This is a genomic window from Kitasatospora sp. NPDC048545, from assembly GCF_040651155.1.
Taxonomy (GTDB): domain Bacteria; phylum Actinomycetota; class Actinomycetes; order Streptomycetales; family Streptomycetaceae; genus Kitasatospora.
This window is the reverse complement of sequence record NZ_JBEZIQ010000092.1, coordinates 1-25,927: the sequence shown is the minus strand read 5'-3', so window position 1 is coordinate 25,927 and position 25,927 is coordinate 1. Positions and strand designations below refer to the sequence as shown.

General features: G+C 69.5%; 24 protein-coding genes and 1 pseudogene. 7 read left to right on the top strand and 18 right to left on the bottom strand.

The features are described from left to right. The 7 genes from AB0D10_RS43785 to AB0D10_RS43755 all read right to left on the bottom strand — a co-directional run. On the bottom strand, positions 1–2,402 hold a 2,402-nt coding region (locus tag AB0D10_RS43785), incomplete at its 3' end, for a Helicase associated domain protein (RefSeq protein WP_360267889.1). A gap of 1,641 nt (positions 2,403–4,043) precedes the next feature. Further along, positions 4,044–4,316, bottom strand: a complete 273-nt coding sequence (locus AB0D10_RS43780) for a hypothetical protein (RefSeq protein WP_360267886.1) — start codon at positions 4,314–4,316, stop codon at positions 4,044–4,046. 751 nt (positions 4,317–5,067) lie between these two features. Then, positions 5,068–6,495, bottom strand: coding sequence for a replication-relaxation family protein (locus tag AB0D10_RS43775; protein WP_360267883.1), 1,428 nt, complete (start codon positions 6,493–6,495; stop codon positions 5,068–5,070). A 538-nt stretch (positions 6,496–7,033) separates the two neighbouring features. Beyond that, positions 7,034–7,423: a hypothetical protein gene (locus AB0D10_RS43770; RefSeq protein WP_360267881.1), complete on the bottom strand. Its 390-nt coding sequence runs from the start codon at positions 7,421–7,423 to the stop codon at positions 7,034–7,036. 938 nt (positions 7,424–8,361) lie between these two features. Then, on the bottom strand, positions 8,362–8,565 hold the full coding sequence (locus AB0D10_RS43765) for a cold-shock protein (protein WP_360267892.1): 204 nt from the start codon (positions 8,563–8,565) through the stop codon (positions 8,362–8,364). A 187-nt stretch (positions 8,566–8,752) separates the two neighbouring features. Next, the gene (locus AB0D10_RS43760) at positions 8,753–10,027 is read right to left on the bottom strand and encodes a hypothetical protein (RefSeq protein ID WP_360267878.1); all 1,275 of its coding nucleotides are present in this window, start codon (positions 10,025–10,027) and stop codon (positions 8,753–8,755) included. A gap of 96 nt (positions 10,028–10,123) precedes the next feature. Next, on the bottom strand, positions 10,124–10,327 hold the full coding sequence (locus AB0D10_RS43755) for a hypothetical protein (RefSeq protein ID WP_360267875.1): 204 nt from the start codon (positions 10,325–10,327) through the stop codon (positions 10,124–10,126). Positions 10,328–10,376: 49 nt separating this feature from the next. Here AB0D10_RS43755 and AB0D10_RS43750 point away from each other — a divergent pair, with 49 nt between their 5' ends. Then, on the top strand, positions 10,377–10,856 hold the full coding sequence (locus tag AB0D10_RS43750; RefSeq protein WP_360267872.1) for a hypothetical protein: 480 nt from the start codon (positions 10,377–10,379) through the stop codon (positions 10,854–10,856). A 592-nt stretch (positions 10,857–11,448) separates the two neighbouring features. Here the strand turns inward: AB0D10_RS43750 and AB0D10_RS43745 are convergent. The 8 genes and pseudogenes from AB0D10_RS43745 to AB0D10_RS43710 form a co-directional block, all read right to left on the bottom strand. After that, the gene (locus tag AB0D10_RS43745; protein ID WP_360267870.1) at positions 11,449–14,370 is read right to left on the bottom strand and encodes a hypothetical protein; all 2,922 of its coding nucleotides are present in this window, start codon (positions 14,368–14,370) and stop codon (positions 11,449–11,451) included. A gap of 9 nt (positions 14,371–14,379) precedes the next feature. Continuing rightward, positions 14,380–14,616 carry a hypothetical protein gene (locus AB0D10_RS43740; protein ID WP_360267867.1) on the bottom strand — a complete coding sequence of 79 codons (237 nt, stop codon included), beginning with the start codon at positions 14,614–14,616 and terminating at the stop codon, positions 14,380–14,382. A gap of 679 nt (positions 14,617–15,295) precedes the next feature. Further along, positions 15,296–15,466: pseudogene (locus tag AB0D10_RS43735) on the bottom strand (transposase); the annotation flags it as partial. Between the two features lies 1 nt (position 15,467). After that, on the bottom strand, positions 15,468–15,941 hold the full coding sequence (locus AB0D10_RS43730; RefSeq protein ID WP_360267865.1) for a protease inhibitor I42 family protein: 474 nt from the start codon (positions 15,939–15,941) through the stop codon (positions 15,468–15,470). After that, a complete protein-coding gene (locus AB0D10_RS43725; protein WP_360267863.1) occupies positions 15,938–16,327 on the bottom strand; it encodes a hypothetical protein in 390 nt (129 codons plus the stop codon). The genes AB0D10_RS43730 and AB0D10_RS43725 overlap by 4 nt, the downstream gene beginning before the upstream one ends. Before the next feature lie 7 nt (positions 16,328–16,334). Beyond that, complete coding sequence (locus AB0D10_RS43720; protein WP_360267861.1) at positions 16,335–17,915, bottom strand: peptidoglycan-binding protein; 1,581 nt, start codon at positions 17,913–17,915, stop codon at positions 16,335–16,337. A gap of 2 nt (positions 17,916–17,917) precedes the next feature. Next, complete coding sequence (locus AB0D10_RS43715; RefSeq protein WP_360267858.1) at positions 17,918–18,232, bottom strand: hypothetical protein; 315 nt, start codon at positions 18,230–18,232, stop codon at positions 17,918–17,920. Positions 18,233–18,359: 127 nt separating this feature from the next. Further along, complete coding sequence (locus tag AB0D10_RS43710; RefSeq protein WP_360267855.1) at positions 18,360–18,713, bottom strand: hypothetical protein; 354 nt, start codon at positions 18,711–18,713, stop codon at positions 18,360–18,362. A gap of 432 nt (positions 18,714–19,145) precedes the next feature. Between AB0D10_RS43710 and AB0D10_RS43705 the strand changes: the two genes are divergently transcribed. The 3 genes from AB0D10_RS43705 to AB0D10_RS43695 are packed head-to-tail and all read left to right on the top strand — an operon-like array spanning position 19,146 to position 20,078. Beyond that, entirely contained in the window at positions 19,146–19,325 is a 180-nt protein-coding gene (locus AB0D10_RS43705; protein WP_360267852.1) for a hypothetical protein, read from the top strand. Then, complete coding sequence (locus AB0D10_RS43700; RefSeq protein ID WP_360267849.1) at positions 19,322–19,786, top strand: hypothetical protein; 465 nt, start codon at positions 19,322–19,324, stop codon at positions 19,784–19,786. Before AB0D10_RS43705 ends, AB0D10_RS43700 begins: the two co-directional genes overlap by 4 nt. Before the next feature lie 34 nt (positions 19,787–19,820). Then, on the top strand, positions 19,821–20,078 hold the full coding sequence (locus AB0D10_RS43695) for a hypothetical protein (protein WP_360267847.1): 258 nt from the start codon (positions 19,821–19,823) through the stop codon (positions 20,076–20,078). A 264-nt stretch (positions 20,079–20,342) separates the two neighbouring features. Here the strand turns inward: AB0D10_RS43695 and AB0D10_RS43690 are convergent, their stop codons facing one another. Beyond that, positions 20,343–21,092 carry a hypothetical protein gene (locus tag AB0D10_RS43690; protein ID WP_360267845.1) on the bottom strand — a complete coding sequence of 250 codons (750 nt, stop codon included), beginning with the start codon at positions 21,090–21,092 and terminating at the stop codon, positions 20,343–20,345. 288 nt (positions 21,093–21,380) lie between these two features. Between AB0D10_RS43690 and AB0D10_RS43685 the strand changes: the two genes are divergently transcribed. Then, complete coding sequence (locus tag AB0D10_RS43685; protein WP_360267842.1) at positions 21,381–22,796, top strand: hypothetical protein; 1,416 nt, start codon at positions 21,381–21,383, stop codon at positions 22,794–22,796. Between the two features lie 299 nt (positions 22,797–23,095). Here AB0D10_RS43685 and AB0D10_RS43680 read toward each other — a convergent pair whose 3' ends face one another. Beyond that, the gene (locus tag AB0D10_RS43680) at positions 23,096–23,308 is read right to left on the bottom strand and encodes a hypothetical protein (protein WP_360267839.1); all 213 of its coding nucleotides are present in this window, start codon (positions 23,306–23,308) and stop codon (positions 23,096–23,098) included. 335 nt (positions 23,309–23,643) lie between these two features. Between AB0D10_RS43680 and AB0D10_RS43675 the strand changes: the two genes are divergently transcribed. Next, positions 23,644–24,258 carry a hypothetical protein gene (locus tag AB0D10_RS43675; protein ID WP_360267836.1) on the top strand — a complete coding sequence of 205 codons (615 nt, stop codon included), beginning with the start codon at positions 23,644–23,646 and terminating at the stop codon, positions 24,256–24,258. A 324-nt stretch (positions 24,259–24,582) separates the two neighbouring features. Continuing rightward, positions 24,583–25,365, top strand: coding sequence for an IS5 family transposase (locus AB0D10_RS43670; RefSeq protein WP_360267834.1), 783 nt, complete (start codon positions 24,583–24,585; stop codon positions 25,363–25,365). On the opposite strand, the gene AB0D10_RS43665 is transcribed toward AB0D10_RS43670, so the two are convergent. Continuing rightward, positions 25,331–25,813: a hypothetical protein gene (locus AB0D10_RS43665; protein WP_360267831.1), complete on the bottom strand. Its 483-nt coding sequence runs from the start codon at positions 25,811–25,813 to the stop codon at positions 25,331–25,333. The two genes, AB0D10_RS43670 and AB0D10_RS43665, sit on opposite strands and share 35 nt — an antisense overlap. Positions 25,814–25,927 lie beyond the last annotated feature (114 nt).

Here is a 25,927-nt window from a genome sequence, read left to right as displayed (position 1 = left end):
CCCTCCCGTTCGACGAACGCCGCAAGCGCGGCCAGGTGCTGCTGGAACCGGTCCGTACGGGACACCTTCGGCTTCGCCTCGGCGGCCTGCTTGGCGGCCACCAGCCCAGGATCCTCCTCGATGCCGATCGCCGACAACAGATCCCGCTGATCGGCCTCCAGACCCGGCCAGCCGGCCCGCTGCGCCCGCACCCACCGCCCGAGCGCCTCGCCCTCGAACACCGTGTCCACCGGCAGCTGCGCCCAGCCGACGCGGCCGTCAGCCTCCAGCCACCACACCCTTGCCACCGCATAGGCACGCTGCCAGGCGACCGGCCACACCGGACACCACCACGGATCGATCTCCTCCAACGCGGCCCGCCGCTCCGGCGCCAACGCCCCCGGCTCCCCGGCCGGCACCTGGGCTGCGGCCCGCAGTTCGGAGAGCCACGTCCCGATCGCGTACCCGCCGACCGAGGCCCGCGCCGGCGCCGCCAACGACCCACCGTGGCCCTTCGCCCACACCCGCGCCCAGTCCAACCCGGCCTCGAACCGAGCATCCGACACCGACCAGATCATCCCGAGCGCGTCCAGCATCTCCACCCGGTATGACGCCAGCTCGCCAGCCGCATTCTCACCCCGCCGGTCCGACAGCCACTTTCCGAGCGGGTAATTCCCGTTCTCCCCGACCAGCGCGGAATAGGGGACGTCAAGCCCGCCGGTCTCCTCGAACCAGCGCCGCGCATGCCCGATCCCCTCACGCCAGAGCTGCGTCTCACCGACCAGGACCCGGGAGGCGATGAACAGCGCGAGCACATTCTCGTCCACCGGCGTCCGGAACCGCACCGGCAGCGTGAACACCCCCGACCCACCCTCACCAGACCAGCTCTCACCAGGCCCAGAAGCCGCCTCAGCGCTGCGCCCCTTGGTCCGTTTGCCGGACTTCTGGGGCACTGCCAGGGCCTCCACCACCTTGGCGTCGTGGCTGCGCAGTGCGGTCAGGATCTTGACCAGCGGGCCGTACGAATCGGACTCCAGAATGTCCCCGGGCTGCTCTCCGGGCTTCAGGAAAATCGGCACGATCAGGCTCGCGGTTTTTCCCTGGCCGGGTCGCATGCGCAGGGCCCGGCCGATGGCCTGGACGATATCCACCATGCTTCCCCGCCCTTGCAGAAGAACAGAATCCGCGTCCGGGATGTCCACGCCCTCCCCCAGGACTTTGCACTGGGCCACGATCCGATGCCGCAGACCGTCCTCCTCACCGCTGCTCCCGAAATCGGCGATGACCTCCTTGCGGAAATCCACGTCGTGCTCACCGGAGAGCCACTGCACCCAGAATTCTTCGGGGTATTTCTGCGGGTTCTCGAAGTGCAGCTTCTCGATGGTCTGGTTCAGTGTCTCGCTGAAGTAGCGGGCTTCGATCGTGCGGTTGTGGAACGTGATGCAGCGCTCCAGGCCGCGCTCGACCATGGTCTTGACCAGGCCGGCCTGGATGGCCGCGATGTGCGCGGCCGGCACCTCGTCCTCGCTGCCGTCCCGGGCCTCGCCGACACCGGGCCCCCAGGGCACGCCCTGCCGTTCGGCTCCCTGGCGGTCGCCGAGCGGGTCGCGCAGTTCCAGGACCACGATCTCGAACGGCGCGAGCAGCTTGCGGTCGATGGCTTCGGCCAGGCCCAGGGAGTAGACGTGCGGCCCGTAGACCCGGACGTCGTCCATGGACACCGCAAGCTCCTCCGGGAGCGGCTGGTAGGCCTCCTCGCGGCCCTTCACCGGGCGCTTGGGAGGCGCCCAGATCCGCGGGGTCGCGGTCATGTAGAGCCGCCGGTCCGCCGGGATCTCGCGCTGGTGGTGCACCACCGTCCAGGTCTTCTCGACACTGCCGGACGAGCGGTGCGCCTCGTCGCAGACCATCAGGTCCAGCGGGCGCAGCAGCTCACCCTTCCGCTCGGCCCAGTAGGCGTAGGCGTCCGCGACGGCGCCGACCGAGGCGTAGGTGGCGAAGAAGGTGGTCGGCCGGCGATGCCTGGCCGCATGCTCCAGCCACGTGCCGATCATCAGCGGACCGGTGGTCGCCATCACCCCCGAGGGCAGCTCGGAATCGACGAGGGAGCAGACCGCGTGCATGTCCCCGGAGCGGCCGGCGGCCCGCCACGAGCCGATCATCTGCACCAGCAGGTCCAGCGTCGGCACGACGACCAGGACCACGCCCCGCGGCGCGAGCTTCTGCCCGGCCGCCGCCCCCACGTACGACTTCCCGGACCCGGTGGCCATCTGCACCGTCACCCGCAGACCATCAAGGGTCAACTGCCCCGGACGGGGCGTCAGGCCCCGCACGATCGCCTCCAGAGCCTCCTCCTGATGCCCCCGCAGCGAGACGCCGGCGGCGGACTGAGCGGCCACCAGGCCGGGCTTCACGACGTTCACGAAGACGTGTCTCCCCTCACCCATCCCCGAGGCCGCACACGGGACCACGCGGGGAATACTGACAGTGCCCTACTGATACATTCAAAGGGCCCGGCCAAGGAATCCAGACAACCGGAATACAAGCCCGATAGAAGCGACTTTCCGGCAGGATATCAGTCCACGGCAAGGGAATCCGCCGAATACCCGAAAGGGGCGGGCCCGGACCCCACTTTCGGCGGGATCGTACGACACCACAAGACTGATACACCAGAGACCGTTGCTCACCCCGTCAGGGTAGCGCACCCCGTTCTCCGGTGGAGTCGAAACCATGGCCTGGACCACGGTCTAGACCAATCCGATGGGAGTGAAGCCGACCCGCACGCACCCCCGACACCCACCCTTCACCCAGTCAGCCCGTCGTAAGCTCAGCCGAAAACCCAGTTCAACCTTGTAAACAAGCATCAGCCCACCGGCACCATGGAGCGAAGCGAAGTGGTGCCGGCCCGAGCGCGAAGCGCCGGGCCCACCCGGGCGAAGCCCGGGTGTGGACACGCGGAGCGGGTCCCTGCGGGCCTTCGGCCCTTCGGTTCGCCGGGCGCTTCGCGCCCGGCGCCCAACGCTTCGCGTTGGGCGGGACCCGCTCCGCGTGTCCGCACCCGGGCTTCGCCCGGGTGGGTCCGGCGCTTCGCGCTCGGGCCGGCACCACTTCGCTTCGCTTCATGGTGTCGGTGGGCTGATGCTCGTTCACGAGGTTGAACTGGGTTTTCGGCTGAGCTTACAACGGGCTGACTGGGTGAAGGGTGGGTGTCGGGGGTGCGTGCGGGTCGGCTTCACTCCCATCGGATTGGTCTAGACCGTGGTCCAGGCCATGGTTTCGATTCCACCGGAGAACGGGGTGCGCTACCCTGACGGGGTGAGCAACGGTCTCTGGTGTATCAGTCTTGCAGCGTCAGAGAATCCTGCCGTAAGCAGGGCCCCACCTGGCCATTTCGGGCACTCTACGGATTTCTTGGCCAGGGACTGAAGCCTTTCGGATGGCCGCTTCAACGGGATTGCATTTCGGCCCGGCTGGATTCTTTCGCCGGTCCGTCGAATGTATCAGTAGGGCACTGCCAGCATTTCCCGCGTGGTCCCGTGTGTGGGCTCGGGAATGGGTGAGGGAAGCCACGTCTTCGTGAACGTCGTAAAGCCTGGCCGGGTGGCTGCTCGGGCCGCTGCCGACATCTCGGCTGCGGGGCACCAATAGGAGGCCCTGGAGGGCCATCGTCCGGGGCGGAATGCGGGTGACGGTGCAGATGGCCACCGGCTCCGGGAAGTTGTAGGGCCACACTACTGTATCGACCAAGGACCGGCCCGCACCCCCGTCCCGTCCGGGCGTTAGCGACTTGGTGGACGTCGACGTCCTGCAGAGCATCGACGCCCAGCTGTGCGGTGTTCGTTACCCGCCGCCGAGGCGACGCAGAGTCTCCTTCAATTCACCGTAGTAACGAATTCCAGAGCCCTCCGAGGAGGTAGAGGATCTTCCCCTATCCAGGGCACACCGCAGAGCCGTATTTTCCTCCCGCAGCCGCTCATTCTCGTCTCGCAGTCTCTCATTCTCCCATTGGAGTTCCTTGTCAGTCACATCGCATCACTCACTTTCCGGCAGCCCGCCGATGGTCGTTAGCGATCTAGCGAAGCTTGAATTTGTGAGACTTTGAGTTCAAGGTTTTCGATGCCCTCTACCATGCGGATGGGCCTGAATGATGGATCGGCCTGCTGAAGCTCGCGCATGAGCGATAGCTCTTGCTTTCGGAGGCGCAGCAGTTCCCGCTGAAGAGTGCGAAGATCACACTTCTTACGGCCGGTCTCATATTCGCCGATCTCCCTCACTACCACAGTGAGGCGCTTATCTACCTCCTGTGCGCGGGCATTCATTTCATCAGCAATTGCCATGGGATACTCCCCTATCATTAGAGTCCCCCCTTCCCTAACACTTCTAGCCTAAGTCCAGACCAGCGGATTGGCGCTATCTCGACCCCGTCATAGTGGGTCGACCGGGGGCGGCCCGCACCGGCCGCCCGTCCCCCTCTCCGCCACGACGCGCGGCCGGCACCAGCCGGACGCGAGAGGAGAGGCACAGCGCAGCGCCCCACCCGGCCAGCCAGCGCCCACCCACCACGCCACACACCACCAGGCAGGGCGCAGGACAGGTAAGTCAGGCCGGTGAGAACGGCGCGGGGTCGCTCTGAACTGCTGTGCTGCTGCTAGCTCGGTGGCGGGCCGTGAGGCTGAACGAGCGGCCGAACGCGTACCCGAGCGGATGCCTGAGCGAGCACCTGGAGGCGCACCTGTACGAGCGGGGCGGGCGGCGCCCGACTTCCCCGGACACCCACCGGCCGCCCCGCCCCGGCCGCCAGGCCCCAGAGGGAAAGGCACAGTGCAGCGTCGTTGGGGCCGACGTGCGCACCCGCTCCCCACCACACCACCACTCCATCGGCAGAGCTGGGGGCGCACAGAGGTGAGTCGGCATCGGGTCGGGTGAGCTAACCGGGCTTGAGCTGCGGGATTACCTCCGGTCGGCCCGGCAGGTGGTTCTCTAGTCGAAACCTGGTACGCAACCAGAGACGAAACCAGATACGAAAGGGCGGCGGCTGCTCGCCTTGAGAATCAGCATGCTCGCAGTCGCCGCATGTTCGGGTGCTTCTCAGCCCTTATTTTCCTTGGCTTCTTTCGGCTTGCGTGGGCCGAAGACCGTGCGGAGGAAGGAGGCGTTCTCGGCGATCTGGACCCGCTCAGCGTGGGCCTTGGCGGCCTCGGTGATCTGTTGGGCCGCTTCGGTCTGCGCGGCCTGGTCGGCCTTCTGCTGGCAGAAGTGGCAGAGCTTCTCGCCGTCGCTGGCGTAGCGGGGGTTCTTGTACTTGTCGGCGGTGCGGTGGCAGTGGGGGCAGGCGGTGGCGAGGAGTTCGCGTTGTTGGCGGCGGTGTTCGGCGGCGGTTTGGTCGGCCTGTTGCTGGGCGCGCTGGGCCTCTTGGTGCTTGGCGTAGGCCTGGGGTCCGTCGTGGTCGTCGAGGGCGGCGTGGAGGGGCTGGAGGGGGCCTTCGCGGCCGGCGCGGCGCCAGATCGGGGAGAGCGGGCCACGTTCGATCAGCATCTCCAGGCTGGTGAACAGGATCGGGATCGCTTCGCTGCGGTCGTAGTAGCCGTCGCCGAGGTGCCGGCCTTGCCAGTGGCGGCGGGTCATCTCGGTGAGGGCCTTCACGCGTTGGCGCATGGCGCGCTCGCCGAGGTGGCCGAGGACGATGGCCACGGGCGGGTAGCCGGGGCGGCCGGTGTGGGGGTAGGTACGACGCCAGTGCGGCTCGGTCTTCTTCCACTCCACGTAGCCGATGGTGCCGCGCGAGTGCGGGTTGGGCAGCGGGTGGCGGTGGTCGAAGAAGCCGCGGTAGTCGTCGAGCTTCTTGGCGACGATCGGGTTGGACTCGTTGTCGAGGTCGACCTCCACCAGGAGCACCGGCAGGCCGTGGTCGGGGGCCCGGAGGACGGCGTCGGCGCGGACGGTGGGCTTGTGCGGGGTGAGGTGTTCGATCTCGGTGGCCCACTGCTCGATCCGGCCGAAGCCGGGCCCGACACCGGGCGCGCTGCGGTCGCCGTTGACCTGCCGCTCGGGAATGTTCGGGCCGGTGCCGCCAGCGACGAAGGCAATGATGGTCTCGGTGACGGCCAGGGCGTGGCCGGCGGCCGAGCTGGTGCCGGCCTTGCGGGCGATGCCGCCCATGTTGCGGCCGTCGGGGAACAGTGCGCGGGCGGCGTCCCGCCCGGCGGTGGTCATGCCCCAGATGTCCCGGCCGTCCTCGCCGGTGCCGTGCTTGACGGTGATCCGCTTCTTGTCCAGGTCGTTCAGCGCGGCGCGGGCGAACTTGTTCTCCAGTGCGTTGGGGCGCAGCAGTCGCCAGAGCTGGTGGGGGGTGGCGATCTTGAGGACGGCGATGGCGCGCAGGACGTCGGCGCGCAGGTCGTTGGAGGAGCCGCCGGGGTTGGCCTTGGACGCCTTGCGGGTGCGCTTGTGCGGCGCGGCGGCGGCCTGGGCGTCGGGCTGGTCGGGTGTGCCCGGGGCGGGCTGACGGTGGCTCACGGCGCTCCCCCTCGCTGGTGTGCGGTGCGGTGGCTGACTGCTTTGCATACCGCACGTCGCCGACAAGTCGATCACGCCCGCACCGGCCGCCACCGACCGGCCCCGCCCCAGCACCGGCCCGCCCCGGCCACCGCCGACCCGCCCGGCCCGGCCGCCCGCACCCACCGGAACGCCGAGCTGCCCGGCCGCGGCGCGAGCACCGGGCTTTCGCCCCTGGGGGCCGGGGGGACAGCCCGGGGGTTGGGCGAAGGGCCGGAGTGGCCCAGAGCGAGACCCTGATGGAGCCGCGCTAGGCGACAGAAGGGTTGTCGGCATTTCCGGTGGGCCTGGACAAGGGGTCTGACCTGCGTTGATGCCCAATCAAGGTGAGGAGTGACCGGAAGCGGTATCGGAAGCGGTACTGGAAGCGTGCCGCCCGAGGGATCCGGGCCGGGACAACGGGTCGCGGGGCGATTCTCACCGGCCCCCGGCGGCCGTCCGGGCGGCCGGGCGGCGCTGGTTGGACAGTACCCGGCGCAGGCCTTCGGCACGCCGGCTTTCAGCCCGCCAGGGTGCCGGTCCCGCCGGTCGTCGGGGACGGGACGGTGCGCAGCCGGGCGGCCGGTGGTGTGGGTGCGGGGGTGCGGGCGGCGGCGAGGTACTGGGGGATGACGGCGGCCAGGCCCTCGGCGGCCTCCAGGAGCAGCGGGTCGGCGCAGGGCTGCTTCAGGAGGGCCTGGGTGAGGTGGAGCGCGGACTCCAGGACGGCGGCCGGGGCGCGGACGTGGCGCAGCGCGGCGATGGCGGCGGCGGCCTGCTCTGCGGGCCGCGGGGCGGGCTGTGGGGCGTCCGGGGTCGGCCGGTGGGCGGGGACGGCGGCGGGGTGGCTCCAGGGCGGCTGCTGGCGGCCCTGGGGGCGCTGCTGGGCCGCCGAGAGGGCACGGGCCACGCCCGGGGCCGAGGGTCGCCGGGCGTACGACGGGTTGCTCACAGCCGTTCGACGAGTCCGGGTGCGGCCCGGTGGCCGCCGACCCAGGCGGTGCGGCCGGCACCGCCGGACGCCCACACAACCCAACAGCCCCACAGGGGAGAACCACCGCCGTCCAACCGCACGACCGCAGACCCAACCCATCCCACCAAGACCAGGAAAAAGGAGCAGACAGAGGGGGTTGTCGGAATTTCCGGCAGCCCGAAAACGGCCTCTGAGCTGCGGAAACGCTCGGCGGCGGGCGGAGGTGGCGGGGTACCTACGGTGGTACCTGCGGGCGCACCTACGGTGGCGCCTACGGTGCCATCTGCGGTGGTGCCTACATGCAGTCGGCGCGGCACCGGAAGCGGCCGGTCGGGCCGGCCCCGGTCGGCGCGGACGGCTTCGCCGGACGCGCGGAAGAACACCGGCCCACCGCAGGCGTGAACCCCGAACCGACCGACCACCTCACTACCCAGGACCAAGGACAGAAGAAGGGGTTGTCGGCTTTCCCGGCCCTCCAAAAACACGGTTTGACCTGCGATGACGCAGGACCCGGCCGGAGGACTGTGGACCCACGGGACGCTCCACCGGGCGCCTCACCGGACGACCGACCAGGCGACCGACGGGACGACTCACGGGAGGCGGCCGGTCAGGTCGGCTGCCGGGCTCCGGTGACGTCCGTCAGGCCCTGCTCCAGGGCCTGACGGACGATCAGGTGGGCATCATCGGCGGTGTCACAGTGAGCGGGCGGCCGGGAACCGCGGAGTCGACGAGGAAGCGGCCGTCGACCAGCACGGCCCCGCCGTCCTTGCGGAGGTAGAACAGGCCGGGGGCCCGGCTCCATCCGACCAGGTCCCAGCCGGGGCCGACTGGCCGTCGACGCGGGCTCAGGATGCGGAGCGCAAGGGATGCCTGTGTCAGAGCGGCCTGATGTTCGCGGCCTGCAAGCCCTTCGGGCCGGCCTTGACTTCGAACTCGACCTTTTGGTTCTCCTGCAAGGTCTTGAACCCCTCCACCCTGATCTCCGAGAAGGAGGCAAAGAGATCGTCACCTCCGCCCTCCGGGGTAATGAACCCGAACCCCTTGGCGTCGTTGAACCACTTGACCGTTCCAGTCGCCATCGTGTCGCCCTTCTCGTTGAACGAAGCCACGCCAGGCATCCGACCCCGCCATGGACATGATCGATTCTCAGGTTAGCGTCACCGTCTTCCGCAGGGGGCCGAACACCGAGATGCCAGGTGCGGCCGAGTTGGTTCAGGGTGGGCTTTTCAACGAGCGCCATCAACGCCGGGCCGCTGGCGGTGCGGGTCAGGTCAGCTGCTGGTTGCGGGCGGCGCGGAGCAGGGCGACGGCGTGGCGCGCGTCCGTGGAGAGCCAGGGGTCGCCGTCGGTGGCGTCGATAATCAGGCGGCCCTGGATGTAGGTGCCCCAGCCGTCGCCGAGCGCCTCGATCCAGCCCAGCAGCCGGCGGTTCGGGTCGCGGACGGCGAACAGGTCTGAAGTGCTGTTCCAGCCCTCCACCACCAGGTCGCTCCCGTCGATGCTCCAGGTGTCGGTCGGGGCCCCCAGGCCGCGGGCGAGCGGCGAGGAGGAGGTGCGCTCGGAGGCCAGAGCCAGAAGCAGTTCCTGCGGCAGGGTGTCGACCGGCCCCGGCTGCTGCGCAACGGACGCTGCGAGGTGGCGCCCGCCGGCCGGGGCGGAACTCTGTTCTGCGGCCGGCGCAGCCTGGTCCGTTTCGACGCGCGGGGAAACGGTGGAGCGGGCAGCGGCCGTGTCGGCGCCGCTCGATTCGACGCGCGGGGAAATGATGGCGCGGCTGGCGGGTGTACCGGCGACCGCGCCGGTCTCATCGTCCGCGGCGGCGCCCTGGCCGGCACCGGCGGCCGGTTCGACTGGGGCAAGCGCGGCGGCGGCCGGGCCGTCGGTTTCGACGCGCGGGGAATCAAGGGGGGCGGCGGCGGGCTCGGGGGTGGGCGCCTGGGTGCCGGCCTGCTGGGTGCGGAGCCGGGTGGAGGTCATCTCGTAGCGCAGCACGTGGGCCTTGCGGATGATCCGCTGCGTGGCGCCGGTGAGGTTGGTCTCCAGCAGTGCGAGGGCCTGGTTGCAGCGCGGGTCGTCGCCCTCGCCGCGGCGGGCCTTTTCCAGGTTCTCCAGGAAGCGGGCGGTGCTGCGCTGCACGGCGGCGGCGAGCTCCAGCAGCTCGTGGTGGCCGGCCTCGCCACCGGGCTCTGTGTCGCTCAATTCGACGCGCGAGGTAACAAGGGCGTCGGCGACGGCATCCTGCTGGTGCTCCGCCCGCCGGCGCCTGTACACCTTCGAGGAACAGCCCCGGCCACAGTAGACGGGGCGTCGGCCCGGCCCCGAGGCGCGCAGCGCGGTGCCGCACTCGGCGCAGCCCGGCGCCTGCGACCCCGCTTCAATTCCTCGCGCGTCGATTCCCGCGCCAGCCTCAATCCCTCGCGCGTCGATTTCCACGCCGGCCTTGATTCGTCGCGCGTCGTTTTCCGTCTTCATGATCGGGAGGGTATCCGGCCACCCGGACAGCGCGGTGCCGACCATGGCGTGCGGCTGGCCGCTGCGCATGCGCACGCCGTCCCTGCGCATGCGCAGCGACGTAGACAAGGACGGCGGGCGGCGGTTGCGCAGGCGCAGCGGCCGGGGTGCGCGGCGCGGCCGGTTCTACTCGGCCTCGGTGAAGGTGAGGCCTCCCGGGCCGAGCGGCCGGCGCCCGCCTTCGGCCCGGGGCCGATCCGGGCGGGGCGCGGCGGGCGCTTCCGGGAGCGGCAGGCGCTCGGCCGGCAGCAGCCGCTGCGGTTCGGCCGGGGGCGTGTGGGTGGCCGGGTCGGCGCAGGGCTGCCACAGCGGGCGGCGGGCGGAAGTCATGATCACAGTCTGCCCGTGACCGGGGCGGGGCCGGGCCGGTTCACCCGTCATGACGGATCCGATCACCTTCCCCCGCGTCGAGGACACCGGCGACAGCGAGGACCAGGAGCAGCGGGAGCGGCAGCACGCGGTGAACGAGGTACTCGCCGAGGCGGGCGAGGCGGGCCGGCGGGCGGCCGGGTGGGTGCGCGAGCTCGCCGGGCGGCAGCCGGAAGACGGGCACCGCCGGGTGCTGGAACGGGCCGCCGACGCGATCGAGCAGGCCGCCGGCCGGGAGGTCGTCCCCGGCGGTGAGGGGCAGCTGGCCGAGGAGCTGGCGTACGACCTGTCCGCCAGCATCGTCACCGGCACCCCGTACGCCCAGGCGTTCCCGGAGCTGGCGATGGGCGAACGGATCGCGCTGGTCGCGGTCTGCGCGCTGGCCGCATCGATGCCCGCCTCGGTGCTCGGCGAGCTGGAACGCGAGCTGCCCGCCCTGGCCGCCACGACGGCCGCCGCCGTGACGGCCGGCCGGGCCGCCCGCCCGTGACCAGTGCCCCGTCTCAGACCGCGTTTGAGATCTGTCACGCCGGAGCCGCCCCAGCCGGGCTGGGCAAAGGCCCGGCAGATGTCGGATCTGGGTGCGCGACCAGCGCAGCGAGGGCCAGCCGGGAATCCAGGCGACACCTGCACCGCGCGCATGTCCCCTTCGGCGAACTGGCTTGGGACCACGTCAGCCATCAGCTGCCCGGCCGCCACCGAGACCGAGATCGTCGACGCGGTCGCCGCCCTGCTCGCCCGCGCCACGCAGGATCCGGCCAGCGTGCCGCGGGCACGCCCAGCCGCCGCAGCCAGCGGGTCGACGCCCACACCCGCGCGACCGCCACGACGACCGCCGTCTCGCCGAGGGAGTCCCAACCGCGCCCGCCCGGAGCCCGCCGGCCGCCGGCCGCGGGCCGCGGGCCGCGGGCCGCGGGCCGCGGGCAAAGGTCATCCCGGTCGGGCGGCACCTGATCACGCTGGAGGGGGCTGGCCGAGACAAGCCAAGTCGGCGGCCAGCGACTGAAGCGACCGAGTGCCGCACCGGGTCGCTGTCGACGTGACGAGCGAGCCTTTCCAGGTCATCACGGACTTGAGTAGCTTCAGTTGCTGAGCCCCATCGGTCCAAGTTCGTCGTCGTCACCTCCGCCGCCGCTTCTCGAGGCTCGGGCCTCGAGATACAGGGCCCGCTGGGCCGCGTACTGGCTGCCGGCTTCCGCGGCCCGCGAGTACCAGGTCAGGGCCTCCTCCTGCATACCGGCCTCCCGGAAGAGATCCCCCATCTCCCGAACCGCCCGACGGTCCCTGGCATCCACCCGGTGCTGGAGCCAGGCCACTGCGGCATGGAGACCACGGTGGCTGCGCAGCAGCCACACCGCCTCCCGGTAGGCGTGCCCCTCCCCCGCGTCGGCGGCCTTCGTGAACGCCGCGACCGCCTCGTCCACCAGCGTCCGGTCGCTCTCGCACTTGTCCCGCAGGATCAGCCCGATCTGCATCGACGCCTTCGAATCGCCCAGCGCGGACAGCTCCCGGAAGCACCCCAGGGCTTCGTCGGGCCGTTCAGTCGTCCGGTAGAGCACCGCGAGCCGCCACAAGGCCATCAGGTCCGGGGGCGTCGCCCCCGCAGCCTCGCGATAGAGCGACAGCGCCTCGCTCTCCCGGCCTGTCGACGCCAGCAGATCCGCCAGCGGCAGCATGCTCGAACGGTCCCCGTGGTACACCGCCGCCCGATACATCACGATCGCCTCGTCGTCCCGGCCCAGCCCCTGAAGATGCTCCGCAGCGTTACGCCATCCCGTCAGGTCCCCCGCCTCCCCGGCATCCGCATAGAAGCGCAGGGCCCTCGTCCTGTCCCCCGCTTCCCAGAGCAGGTGCGCGGCTTCCCGCAGGGCAGCCGGCCTTCCCTCAGCAGCCACTGTCCGCAGCCATCGGACCGTTTCCTCGGTCCGACCGTTGCGCTGCATCAGCGAGACCGTCGCCCGCAGCGCGTGATCGTTCCCGTCAGCCAGCGCCGCCTTCTGATAGATCGCAACCGCCTCTTCGTCCCGGCCTTCGCGAAGAAGCCGCCGTGCGGCCGCAACAGCGGCGTTGGCATCGCCAGCCTCAGCCAGGCTCCTCAGCCATGAGATCGCCTCGTATGGCTCACCGTTCTCGCTCAGCAGCCTGGCCGCCGGCTCAAGGGCCTGAGGGTCGCCGGCTTCCGCAGCCCGTTGGTACCACGTTGCCGCCTCCTCCAGACGACCTGCCTGCTGCAGGAGGGCTCCGGCCATGTGCAGGGTATGGGTGTCCCCCCTCTCGACAGCCGTGTGGAGATTCCGGGTCTTCAGCAGCGGATGGACGTTGCGGCTCGCGGACAGGAACTGGGCCACGGCCCCCCGGGCCGCGTTGACATCGGCCAGGGCCAGCCGGGGATCCCGCCCGACAGCTCCGGTCAGCGACACAAGATCGTCGCCGGTGAACCGGTCCGGCACGTTGACGGCACAGTCCTCGACCAGGGTTCGCGCCGCCGTGGCAACCGCCCCGGTCGACCCGCGTGCCCGGTCCAGCAGCGCCGCCGTCGCCGAAATGGTGCCGACCACCAGCACCGGGGCACGACGCTGGTCGTGCAGCGCATCGAGGATCTCGGCGTGGACCCGCCCCGCGGCAGCGCACTGCGCAGGATCCAGGTACCGGTCGATCCGGTCCAGCCACACCACCGTGCGCGGCCCGGCCTGCGCCAGCACCTCGACCACATGCTCACCGTCCAACGGGTCCGTCGGGTACCCCAGGCGCCACGTCCTGGGCAGCCGCTGCAGCGCCTCCCAGCAGCTACGCGACTTGCCGGTCGCCCGCCGGCCACGGGCAACGACCATCGCACTGTGACCCTCAACGGCCTGCCGCACGACATCGTCGAGCACCTCGTCGTGGTCCCGCCGGACATAGGGCACCAGGACCGGCAGCACGTCCTCGGCGTCCGCGAGCGCCACCGCTTCCCGAACCCCGAGAGCCAACGGGTCCGCCTCAGCCACCGCACACCCGTACGGCCGCTCCGCCGCTGCCCGGATCCACAGCTCCCGGGCCTGCGCGCCGGCCGTCACCGGCTCGACCCCAGCCATGCGGGCCACCACCGCCGCTACCGCCACCGCGTCCACCTGAAGCCCGAGCGCCGATGAGTGCAACAGCCTGTTCACCGTGTCCCGCGTCGGCGCCGAATCCAGCGAGTCGTCCAGACGGACCGCCGCAGCGATATCCGCCAACGACGGCCACCCCGCCTCCAGGTACAACGTGTGCACGAAGTCCTTGAACTCCCGCACCGGCCCAGGCCGCACCCAGGCCCGCGGAGCCGACGACCGACGCCGCGACCCCCCGATCCTGCGCGCCGAAGTCCCCGCCCGGCCATCCCGCAGCCGCATCCCTACAGCTCCGGCCCCCCGTTCACGGCCCCGCATCCGCCCCACGGCCTGAAGACGCATCCACAGCTGCTCCCACACGACGTCCGGATAGCCCGCCGCCGGCGAACCATCGAACTGTGAGATCACCCGCATGAACACACAGAACACCTGCTCCGTAGGCACCACACCCGACTGCAGCGCGTCCCCCAGCGTGCTCCGGGACAGGCTCAGGCCCATGCGCTTGGCCCGCTCCTCCACGGCGCGCAGCGAGGGGCTGCCGCTCAGCAGCAGCGCTGTGCGCATCTGCTCACCCAGGTGGTGCGCCTCGCTCAGCAGCTCGGGCTCACGCCAGTCGGTCGAGACCTGTCCACGTGCCGCTGACGAGTTCGCTGGGGTCTTGCGCCACAGCCGCTCGGCCTTTCGCATCTCCGACGGGGTGGCACCGCACGCCCGGGCGAAGGCCTGCACGACGTCCAGCCCTGGACGACGGCGCCCGGACGCGGCCCGGGAGAGCGTGGCGACGGATATACGCGGCGATGTCTCTTGGGACATCTGTGCGTAGGTCTTTCCGCTGCGCGAGCACAGAGCCTGGAGGAACTCGGCGAGGTGCCCGGCGACCGCTCCCTCGGCGATCGCCTTCTTCGGCCTTCCCACGGCGTACGCTCACCCGCGCCGGCGTCCTGCGGAGGCGGCCGAGACCAGCCGTCTCACCAACTCGGCTGCCGTCACGACGGCCGCGCTGGACAGCACGATGATCGTCTCGGTCGACAGCCCCATCGCAGCCAGCGCGACGAAGACGGCCAGCACCGCCACCGCCAGGACGACGACGCCGGCGGACACCCGCCCGTCGGCACTGCCCTCGCGGCTTCTGGTCCGTACGGGCCTGCCCTGTGTGTTCATGTGAATTCCTTCCGATGGCCGCAGCTCTGACGAGACATCAGGTGTGGGAAGGGGTCGTAGTCCTTCACCACACCGCGTCGCTAAGTGTCGAACACGCCGACGCCTGGGCTGAGCCATTGGACGTTTTCGTCCGCCAGGGCTTGAAACAACCTGGATCCTCACCTCAGGGGGTCTCCGCAGATCAGGGCACCGGAGTCCTGGCAGCAGGCGACGCTTGTCCGGTTTTCAGTCCGGCGTCCGCGCCACCCTTGGGCTTGTTGCATGGTTGTCCGGGTTTCGGTGCAAAAACAGAGCCCCCCTCTGTGTCCTATCTGTACTGGTCAGAGCACATTCAATGGCGAGCGCATCTGCCCGAAGCAGCACGGTGTCCGGCGTAGAGGCGTCGCAACCCGCAACCGCTTCTCCCAGGACGCGACACATTGATGAGAACCTCCCGGCCGCAGCCCAGACACCCATGCCGGGGACCACCGCCGTGCCCCGGTCGTAGCGGAGCCGGCAAACCAGCCACCAGGCTGGCCACGTTCGGGGACGCCTCCAAGGCGTCCCCGAACGCCCGTCCACCAACCGGACGGCAGCCCCTGCACCACCGAAGTCACGGCGGATCCGGGAGCCCCCTCCTGCGGGTTTCGACATTCCCGTAGCCCCGGCACGCAATGAGGGCCTGTCTGACAAATGATCATCTGGCTGGTTCGCGGAGCCAGAGGATTAGGGAGGCCAGGGCAACACCGGCGCGATAGCGGTCGGCGAGCTTGTCGAAACGCGTGGCGGTCGCGCGGAACTGCTTGAGGCACGCGAAGCATCGTTCGATCACGTTGCGGTCGCGGTAGATCGCCCGGTCGAACGCGGGCGGCTCAGCGGACGTCGATGGTGAACTGCCGCTTGGTCCGCTCCGGTCCGCCGGAGAACGTCCAGCCTTCCTGGTCGCGGAAGTCGACGTGCACGGTGACGGTGGTGCGGCCGGGGCTCTGGGCGCGGAAGGTGAAGTAGTAGTGGCCGCCCGCGCCAAGGTCTCCGGTCCCACCGAAGCCGAGCAGGTCCTTGATGCCGAAGTTGTCGACGTACTCGTCGCCGGCGCCCTGCACGACGGCCGGGTCAGGGGCAGGGGTGGCCATGGTCCAGTTGTCGCCCGCCTCCCGGTAGGCGAACACCTCGATCGAGAACAACTCTCCAGGCTTAACGGTGAGTTGTCCCGAGGTCTGGGTGAACACCGTGCCGTGGTCGAGTCTGCCGGTGGTCATCCGGTGAATGGCCACCGTGCCCACGGTGGCCGCGACAACCAGCACCGCGGCCACCGCCAGCAGGACTCGGCGCCACCTCCGCTTCATGAGTTCGCCTCTCGGTGGGTGACACGCAGCGCCAGCACGGCGGCGACCGCGTCAAGCCAGCGGGCGACCAGCTGGTCTCCCGTCGGGTCCTGGACGACCATCGCGGCGGCCGTCAGCCAGCCGCGCGCCACTGCGGCCGCGGGACCGGGCAGCGGCTCAGGCAGCTCGGCCGCGAAGCGGGTGCCGCCGGCCCGGACCACCTCGCCGAGGAAGACCAGGGCGCGCGGCAGCACGCCGAGCCGGTCGACGGTGATCGCGGCGGCCACCGCGCCGGCGCCGAACAGGGTGGAGCGGTGCGGTCCCGGGTTCGGCAGGCCGAGGCGCAGCAGGATCTCGATGTCCAGTTCGGCCAGCTGGCTGTCGCTTTGGGGTTGTGGGGTGCTCATTTCGGCCTCACTTGGGCATGCGTACGCTTCGGACTTCGGGGTGCCTGTCGTCGGAGGCGCCTTGCATGTGGTTGTTGATGAAGTCGCTTTCGCTGACCCAGACGGTGTATCCCCAGGGGTTGTAGATTTCCAGCTGGTCGCCCCGGTGCCCGATGATCATCATCTGGTGGCCGTGGGGGTTGAGCAGGGTTCCGCCGTGGACGGACAGCGGGACGGGTTTGCCCTCGTCGATTTTCTGCTCGATCTCGGCCAGCGCGTTCTGGCGCTTGTCGTGGCTGTCGAGGTCCACGTTGTGGTACTCCGCGCCGGTGTGCTTGGCGATCTCGTCGTCGGCGATGTTCTGGGACTCCCAGTCCCACATCCCGCCTTTCCAGAGGTGCATGAAGGAGCGGGTGTCGTAGACCCGGTTGGTCTCCTTCTCCCACCGTTCCTTCGAGGCCGGGCCGTTGTCGTACGCCGGGTCGTCCGGGTGGCCGCCGGTGGTGAGCTGGAAGGCGAACAGCGGGTCGACCATCGCCCGGGCGGTCACCGTCGAGGCGGCCACGCAGGTGTCGTGCTGGCCCTGGTCCCAGTTGGCGCCCTTGTAGCCGGTCCCCGCTGTCTGGGCTGAGACCGCTTCGAGTTGCACGGGGGCGATCCGCTCGGTGAGCCAGTGTGGGTCGTCGCCGTGGGCGTGGATCTGGTCGTCGAAGGCCTTGATCTCGTCGTAGCTGTGCCCGGCGGCCAGGGCCTTCATCAGGTAGGCGCGCTCCTCGGGGGACTTGGTGCCGGCCAGCAGCTGGTCGAAGCGGGCGCGGTCGGCGTCGCTCATCTTGTCCATGAACTGGCCCGCCCGCGCCACGTCGTTGGCTGTGAGGATGCCGCCGTTGCCTTGGTTGCCGTCGATGGCTGCATCGGCGATGACCAGCTTGTCCTCCGCGCCGAGCCCCTTGTTCTTGAACTTGCCCGCCAGCGCCTTGTCCGCCAGCGCGTTCAGCTCGCGCGCGGCGGCGCGGCCCGCGTTCTCGGCCTTCACCGCCGCGTCATAGATCGACTTGATGCCGTCCTTCGCCTTGGCGTGGGCGCTGTGCATCTTGTCGTCGTCCCAGTTGAACGGGTCCGGCGCACCGGAGACGGTGATGTCGTGCAGCAGGCTCAGCGCCTCGCTCAGCGGCGCGTGGCCCTGCCCGTGCAGGGTCTGTGCCTCACTCAGCGCACTGGCCAGCGCTTTGAGCTGGTCCCGTCCCTTGCCCAGCATGTCCCGGCAGCGGCCGAGGTCGTCGGCGGAGGCCTTCACCACCTCAGCGGCCTTCTCGCCGACCTGCCCGGTCCAAGCGTCGGGCAGATGCTGCGAGCTGACCTGCGCCACCTTCATCTGGATCTGGTCCAGTTGGCTGCTGGCCGTGTTGTAGGCGGCGGCGAGTTCGCCGAGCTTGCCGGAGTCGCCCTTGGGGGCGGCCAGCTGCAGGGCGTCGTGGACGGCGTACTTCAGGTCGCCCGCGCCCCACATGCCGTGGGACTCATCGATGGTCTTCTTCAGCTTCTCGGCCTGCTGGCGCTGGGTGCCGCCCTTGTCGTCACCGAGCGGGTGAGGGTCGTGGTCCGGCACCGTCAGGCCCCCTGCTGGTACTGCTGCTGGACGCCGTGGTCCGTCTTGGCGTAGTTGGCCACGGTGGTGTGGACCTTGCCGCCCAGGTCCGACAGCGCGTCGACGTTCACCTGGAGCTCATCCTGCCAGGCCGACCAGAACGCCTTCGACGCGTCACCCGCGTACTCACCGAAAACGGCGGGGTCGGACATGCTCAGCTTGCCCAGGGTCTCCTTGACACCGCCCACGTCCCCACTGGCCCCGACCAGCTTGTCGCCCACGTCCCCGAGCTTCTCCGGGTGGGCACTGAACCCCGTCCCCGCACCATCGCTACCCATGATCTCCCCAATCCCCCGATACGGTCCGTAGACCGCCTGACAGCATAACGTCAATCCCGCTACCAGCTGCTCAGTGATGTCGGCGGGCAGCACGCCCGTGATCCGATCGCGCTGGCGGTCGGCTTTGCTAGGCCCCGGGCTTGATGCTGAGAATCGTCAGCAGGACCACCGCCAGCGCCGCCGCCGGGGCGAGCGAGATCGCCACCCGCGCCTTGGGCAGCAGGTAGGCGGCCGGCCACTGGAGGACGATCAGAACCACCACCGCGACCAGCGAGTAGTCCGCGAAGTGCAGGTGCGCGTAGGTCGCAGGGCAGTCGCGCGGTCCATTGCACGGGTCGGTCGCCATCTCGGCGAAGCCCCGCAGGCCCCTTACCAGCGGCAGAAGAGCCCCACTCACCAGGCTGGAGATCATCGGAGCCTTCCACCAGTTCCCGCGGGCAGGTCCGGTCGAACGGCTCACGGCACGAATCACGTCGCTCATGCGATCCATGCTTCCGGCTCGTTCCAGGACCCGGCAGCGGACGGATACTCAGATCCTCGGGCGAAGATACCCAGATCCGCCCCGCGCCGGCTCAACCGAGCTCCGGCCCGCCGACTTCGCCTGGGGGCGGGCGCCGCAGCTACCCCAGAGTGGCGACTGCAGGAACCTCGTCGCCCGCCACTGGCAGCTGCTCCGTCGTCGCCGCCGCAGGGCGCAACCCCGCTGTGCTCGTCCGGCCGAAGCAATCGCGCCTTGCGGGGCCTGGAGGCGCGGCGTAGCTCCCACAGCAAGCTGTAGGCCCGGGCGGCGGTAAGTCCGACCTTATGCACAGTTGAGATGTCTCACGCTCGACGACATAGGCCGCAGCTTCAGAGAGCTTCAAAATCGGACGGCCGACAGGACGTGCTGCTCGGCGCCACTCACCCCGGCACCGTGCCCGACCTCGCACCGGGCGAGCGGATGCCGCTGGTCGCGGTGTGCGCGCTCGCGGCCGCCATGCCGTCCTGCGTGCTCGGCGACCTGCCGCGCGAGCTCACCCTGCTCGCCGACGAACTGGACGCCGCCACCGCCGCCGGCCGCGCCGCCACCAGGGCCACCGGCTTGGCCGGGTGAGCACGACCAGGCGCCGGGCGCTCGGGCCCGGCGCCGCCCGGGTGCCCCGCACTGCGCCGACGTGGTCGCCGGCCGCCGTCGACACCGCGCTGCACACCGTGCTGGAGGAGTTCGAGCGGACCGCCGAGCCGTGGCGGGAGGCTTTCGAGGACCTGGACGAGGACGTCCTCGCCGAGACCGCCGCCGAGGCCCGCGTCTTCGGCACCGATCCGGCCGGCGCCGTCGACGAGCTGGTGCGCGCCCTGCTCGGTCAGCTCGACCAACCACTGGCAGCAGGCGATCGGCAAGCTCGGACGCGCGCTCACCGCAGCCGCGCAGGAGCGGCCGCTGCCGGGGCCGCCGACGCTAGCCGAACCGAGGACGTCCGCTGGCGCCGGTTCCGCCAAGCGCTGCTGGAGGCCGTCGCCCGTCACCACCACGGCACCCTTCCCGCCGGACCGCCGGACGACCGGCCGTGGTGATCACCGGTACCCGGTGCGCGGGAGAATGAGCCGGGTGACCAGCACCCAGCCCCTGCCCCGCGGCATCAGCGCCCTGATCCCGACCGCCCACGCCCAGGCGACGCCCGGCGAGCTCGCGGCCGCCCAGCTCCTCCACCTGCGATCGGCGACCGTCCCGGTGCCGGTCCTCGCCGCGGCCGCCGCGCTGATCGCCCCGCAGCTGGAGGACCCAGACCCGGCCACCCGCGAAGCCGCCGACGCCGTCCACACCCACCTGCTCGCCGCCATCGAGGACGCCCCACCCGGCCAGTAGCCGCCGCGATGTCCCAGCCCCGCGACGCAATTCCATCTGACGAGACAGGGTGAGACAGTTCTAGCTAGGACCTGTCGCGAGAGTGGATCAAGTTTCTGGATGATCACGGTCTGTGGGACATGGTGATCTGACAAGCGGCCAGTGGAAGCGGCTGAAGCCGTTGCTGCCGGTGGGCAGGAAGCCAGGCTGATCTGACCAGTCCAGGCGCAGACGCGGTGCTGGTGGGATGAACGGCCCCACCAGACGTCGTCGTGGCGTTGGTAGTTACCTGAGGCTCTCGGCGACGTGGATAAGTTCCTCATCCGAGAGCCGTGGAGGGGCGCCGGTGGTGATGACGAAGGTGTAGGTCCCGTCCGACCACGTCAGCGAACGGGGATCGCCGTCGGAGTTCGGGTGCGTGATGGTCGCGGGGTGACCCTTGACTGTTGCGGCCCGGCCGTCCGGTGGCGTGCTGTTCCGGAGGGTCTGGCTGATGATCAGGTGCCCGTTTACGTCAGGCTCCGTGCCCAGCGTGTACCCGATGACCCAGGCGGGGGTGTCGGTCGGAACGGAGGCCAGGCCGGGCAAGTAGACCATCTCGCCCGCGGGGTAGGGGTAGTAGTTCTCCGGCAGGAACGCGGGCCGGAGGAGGTTGCGCTCGTCGAAGTGGATGGCGGGCTTTCCGGTGGCGTCGTTCAGTGCCCGGGTTCCGAGCGGTTTGTTCAGGTGGGTAGTGATCTGTCCGCTGCCGCCAGGATCGCAGAACCCCGGGGGGACCGTGTGCCGCAGGGAGATCTTGACCGCGCCAGCGGACTCGCGGGCCACGAGCTGGGGCTGCTTCTCGCAGCCCCAGCCGATGTTGAGTGTCAGGGTCTGGCCGTCCGAGCTGACCAGCAGCGGGTAGCCAGCCACTGGGCCTTCGTAGACCTTCGTTTCCGGGCCCCGGTTGATCCACGCGTTGATCGCGAGCCCGCCGCCGAGAACAGCTACGGCAGCCACGGCGGTCAAGCGATTCCGTCGTCCGCGCTTCGACATCTGACGGACGGTATTTTGCGTCACGGGCCCTCCCCGGCGGTCATGGCCATGCTTGCGTCACGGCGTGTGCGAAGTCAAGCGAGTGCCAAACCGGTGCGTATTGGGCACATCGCCCACGGCGCCCGATTCAATGGCCAAGGAATGGCAAAGTCTTGGCGATCGCGCCCGGAAAATGCCGTTAGATGGGCTATGAGGCTTTTATATATCATGCGCCGATCATTTGCGTGGCAGTAAAGTAGGGCTTGCCGTGCTCGCAAAGGCCAATTGTATCCCATTGGGGGGAATTGAATGGCTCGAAAAAATAACTCCGGTCGGACGTGGATAATCTTTGCCACTGCCCTGCTGGCATCGGTTTCCGCAGTGGCTCCGGCTATCGCTATATCCGGGGCTGACGCACCCACTGCCGCGCCGGCGGAGCCCAGCCACGTCCCCAAGAAGAAGCCCGGTGGGACCAATGCGGCCACGGTGCTGAAGGCCGCCAAACCCGAGGTCGCCGAGCTCATGAAGAAGCAGGAGGCTCTCGATAAGGTCGTCGACCGCATCACCGGAGGGCTGGACGAACAGAACCGGGATCGGATCCCAGGGTTCTCTGAAGTCGAGGTAGACCCGGGGACCAGCCGCGTAACCCTGCACTGGAAGGGGGAGCTTCCGGAGGCGGTTCGCGGCGTGCTCCAAGATCTTCCGCAAGGCGTGAACGTGAACGTCGTGCCAGCCAAGTACTCAAAGGCGGAACTCCATGCAGCCCGTGAGAAGCTGCTGTTGAACGGCAAGCCGATCCCGCTCGCGGCGAAAAGCCCGAGCCACATCAACAGCATCGGGCCCTCGCTCGACGGGAGCGGCCTCGACCTCGGCTACGAGACGGACGACGAGCGAGCGCCACAGACGCGGACGTTCCGTCCCGCGATCTCCGCCGAAGAGCTGACACCGCAGGTGGAAGCGATCGCATCTGCCATCGCCGGCGTGGAAGTCCACGCCCACCCCCAAGCAACGGTCGAGGACCTGACGCGAGGTGCAGACTTCGAGCCATGGCTCGGCGGCGCTGGCGTAAAGACCCCGGGCGGCACGATTTGTTCCACGGGTTTCGGGGTCTACAATCCCTCGGCCGGGAACAAGAACCTTGTCACTACCGCCTGGCACTGCGGGTCAGGCTCGTACAGGACCTGGTATAGCGACAAATACATGGGCTACGCCAGTGAGGGGGACGGAATTGCCACGGACGACACGATCGGCATCGCCCCGCTCAACGAGCAGGCGTCGGGATCAGGCGTCTACGGGGGCCCGTGGAATGACCCCAATGATGGCGATTACGTTGAGGTGTCCGGTTACAGTGGCAACAACCAAGGCGACCTCGTCTGCCAGTCCGCCGCAAACTCGGGGGCGCACTGCGGCCTTCGCGTCCTTCAGGTCGACAGGCAGATTCAAGGCCCTAATGGCATCTGGCGTAAATTCGCGGACCAGGTCGTTCAGACGGACCCGAATGATATCGCCTCTATTAACGGGGACAGTGGCGGACCTGTCGTTTCGCAAGACGGAAGCAAGATCCGGGCCCGCGGAACCATTACTTCGCTTGAAAAAAAGACTAATTGCAACGGTCGAGTTTCCTCTGACGCTGGAACTCGAACGCCGGAGTGCTACAACGGGATGTGGTACGTCCCGATTTCCCAGACGCTCGCCGACATGGGATGGATCCTGAAGACGGGGTAATCCGTAGAGGATTAACCCGGCAGGTCCAACGGATTCGGTGAAGCTCCTGGAACCCGGCCTCGTCGAACACGGCGATGACCTCGTACTCCACCCCGCTGAGACCCGACAAGCTCTCCCTGCTCGGGAAATCCACCCCTCATCCCCTCCCACCACGACCTCGTCCGTCCGACGGCCCCACGCTAGCCCCCGGCGGTCACCGGCGCAGGCGAACCGCTACGCCCGTTCCGGAGGACCTCAACCGGGGGACAATTTATGAAACCGCCGCAAGTCAGGGGCCTGTGGCGGGACAGCCTGGCCGCTCAGATCTGCCGATCCGGGTCGGAGAAGGTCAGCCCGCCGGGCGAGAGGCGGCGACGGGCCGGGGCGGGTACGGCCACGGTCTCACCGGGCGGCTGGCGGAAGTCGGCGCCCTGCTCGACCGGCAGCAGCCGGCGCCCGCCGGACTGGGCGGGCAGGGCGGCTTCGACGGCGGACTCGGAGAAGCGCAGGGAAAGCCTGCGACGGTCAGTCATGATCACTAGTCTCGCAGCCCGGGCAGGGTCAGGTGGGCCCAAACCGCTATCACTAGTGGTAGTGCTCTGGCCCTGGCCACCAGTGCCAACCACAGCCGGCCGTTGTTCCAAATCTCCAGAACAGAGTGGTTAAGAAGCCGTTGCTCAATCGAGCTTGGTGATCGTGAGTTCGAGTCTGCTGCCTCGGTCGGATGATCCTCTGGTCGTCTGGGCATGGAAGTGAGGCCTCCCGCACAGTTCCGGTGCCAGGACGCTGCGGCGCAGGGCCCTCCCACCTGCGGTGTCACCGTAGGCGGATAGCCTCCGGCGGGAACGGGCGACCGATGGGAGCGGGCATGGACATCGAGGAGATGCTGGATCGACTCGGCGTGGTGATTGGGCCGCCGCCCGCGGACGGCGTGACCCCGGTCCCGTGGGAGCTCGCACCCGCGGCGATCGGCTTCCAGCTGCCCGCGGACTACCGGGCGTTCGCCGACCGGTACGGGTCGGTCAGCATCAGCAACGAGCTGCACATTTTCACACCAACGGAAGTCCCCAGTCCCCACGCCGCGGTGCCGTCCGGCTTCGAGGGGTTCCTGTACGACACGACGGAGCCCTACGGATACTGTGCCTGGCTGGCCGAGTGCTACCAGGATGGGGACTACAGGGAGTGCCCATATCCACTGTTCCCGGCCGAGGGCGGCCTGCTGAAGTGGGGCAACAACTACAACTCCGACCACTTCTTCTGGCTGATGCAGGGCCCGGATCCGGACCGGTGGCCGGTAGCCGCCAAGTTCCACTCGATGTGGGAGTGGGACGTGTTCGAGGGCGGCTTCCTGGAGTTCCTGCTGGCTGCGGTGACCGAACAGTATCCGTACCACGGGGACGTCGTTCCCGGCGGGACGAAGCAGGTCGGCGACGGCCGTGCCTATCGCCTTCGGGGTGACTGGTCGAAGAACCTTCGGGAATGAGCCCGCGGACACGGTCAATGGCCGGCTCCGAGCGGCTCCGGATCGGTGACCTGGCCAGCCGTTGTCGTACCGATCGCGGTGGGCACGGGTTCGATTGCGGCAGCTCGGTCGGGTGATCTTGCCGCGTAGCGCGCATGAAGGCAGGGCCTCTGGTGCAGCTCGGGGTTGTCGAGACCGTGAGCGCGCCAGGAGGCCCTGTTGTCGCAGTTCTATGCCCTCGCGCCGGTTGGCTTCAACTCGGCTGCACCTAGGTGTGATTGCTTCGCTCACCGGTTCGGGAACGCCGGAGACCGGCCGGACAGGCGTCCGAGGTATCCGTCGGACATGAGCGACGCGGAGTGGGTGGTCGTTCGCGATGCGATGCCGGTCCCGGGCTGGCTGGAGGGGCGGGGAGGACAGCCGGAGGGCTACTGCCACCGGCAGATGCTTGATGCGGTGCGCTACCTGGTCGCCGGCGGCATCAGCTGGAGGGCGATGCCCGCGGACTTCCCCGCGTGGGACCGCGTCTACGCCTTCTTCCGGCGCTGGCGTGACAGGGGCCTGGTCACCGAGTTCCACGACCGACTGCGAGACCGGGTCCGCAAGGCGGCCGACCGGGATCCCGAGCCGACCGCGGGGATCGTCGACGCGCAGTCGGTGAAGGCAGCCGCCTCGGTGCCGGCCGCGAGCCGGGGCTTCGACGGCGGGAAGAAGGTCAACGGCCGCAAGAGGCACATCGTGGTGGACACCCTCGGGCTGCTGCTGACCGTGATGGTCACCGCGGCCTCCGTCACCGACCGCGACGCGGGCCAGACGCTACTGGCCCGGATCCGTGCACGGCACTGGCGCATCACGCTGGTCTGGGCGGACGGCGGCTACACCGGCCGCCTGGTCGACCTCGCCCGCGACGCCTGGCGGATCGCGCTGACCGTGGTCAGACGCACCGACGACACCACCGGCTTCACGGTGCTGCCCAAGAGGTGGCTGGTGGAGCGCACGTTCGCCTGGCTGATGCACTCACGCCGCCTCGCCCGCGACTACGAGGGCCGCACCGACTCTGCAGAAGCGATGATCCGTTGGTCGATGACCATGGTCATGAGCCGCCGACTCGCCCGGCGATCACACTGAACAACCCCGGACGGTCCTCCGCCAGCCAGCCTCGGGCGGCCAGACGCTTGGCCTTCGACCGCACCCCCTCGACCTTCGCCGGGACCGGCTCCAGACCGATCGCCGCCGCGAGCTGCCGGCAGTCCATCGCCCCACCGCGACCGGCCAGGACGTCCATGAGCTGCTGGTAGTCCGGTGCCAGAACCGCCGGGAGAAGGCCCTCCTGCCAGTGCGGCACCACTGAACCGGGGACCGCCGTCCTGCTCCGGGCCGGCCGCTCGCCAGCCTCGGCGACCGGCGGCACTTCCGCGTCCTCGCGAGGCTCCGCGAGAACCTGGGCCACCGTGTCACGGGCGATCACGAACCGCTCCCACACGGCCTCCGCCTCCCGCAGCTCGGACTGAAGGGCCTCCACCCGCTGCCGAGCAACGCGCTCACGCTCCTCCAGCAGCCCGATCACCGACGGCATCCTGGCACCTCCACCGAAGAGACGAAACGACACCTCGTCCCTCCCACAGGGCCTGTCGCCCTATGCCTGACCAGGAGAAACACACCCGTCACTCTCGGAAAGACAACGGCTTCT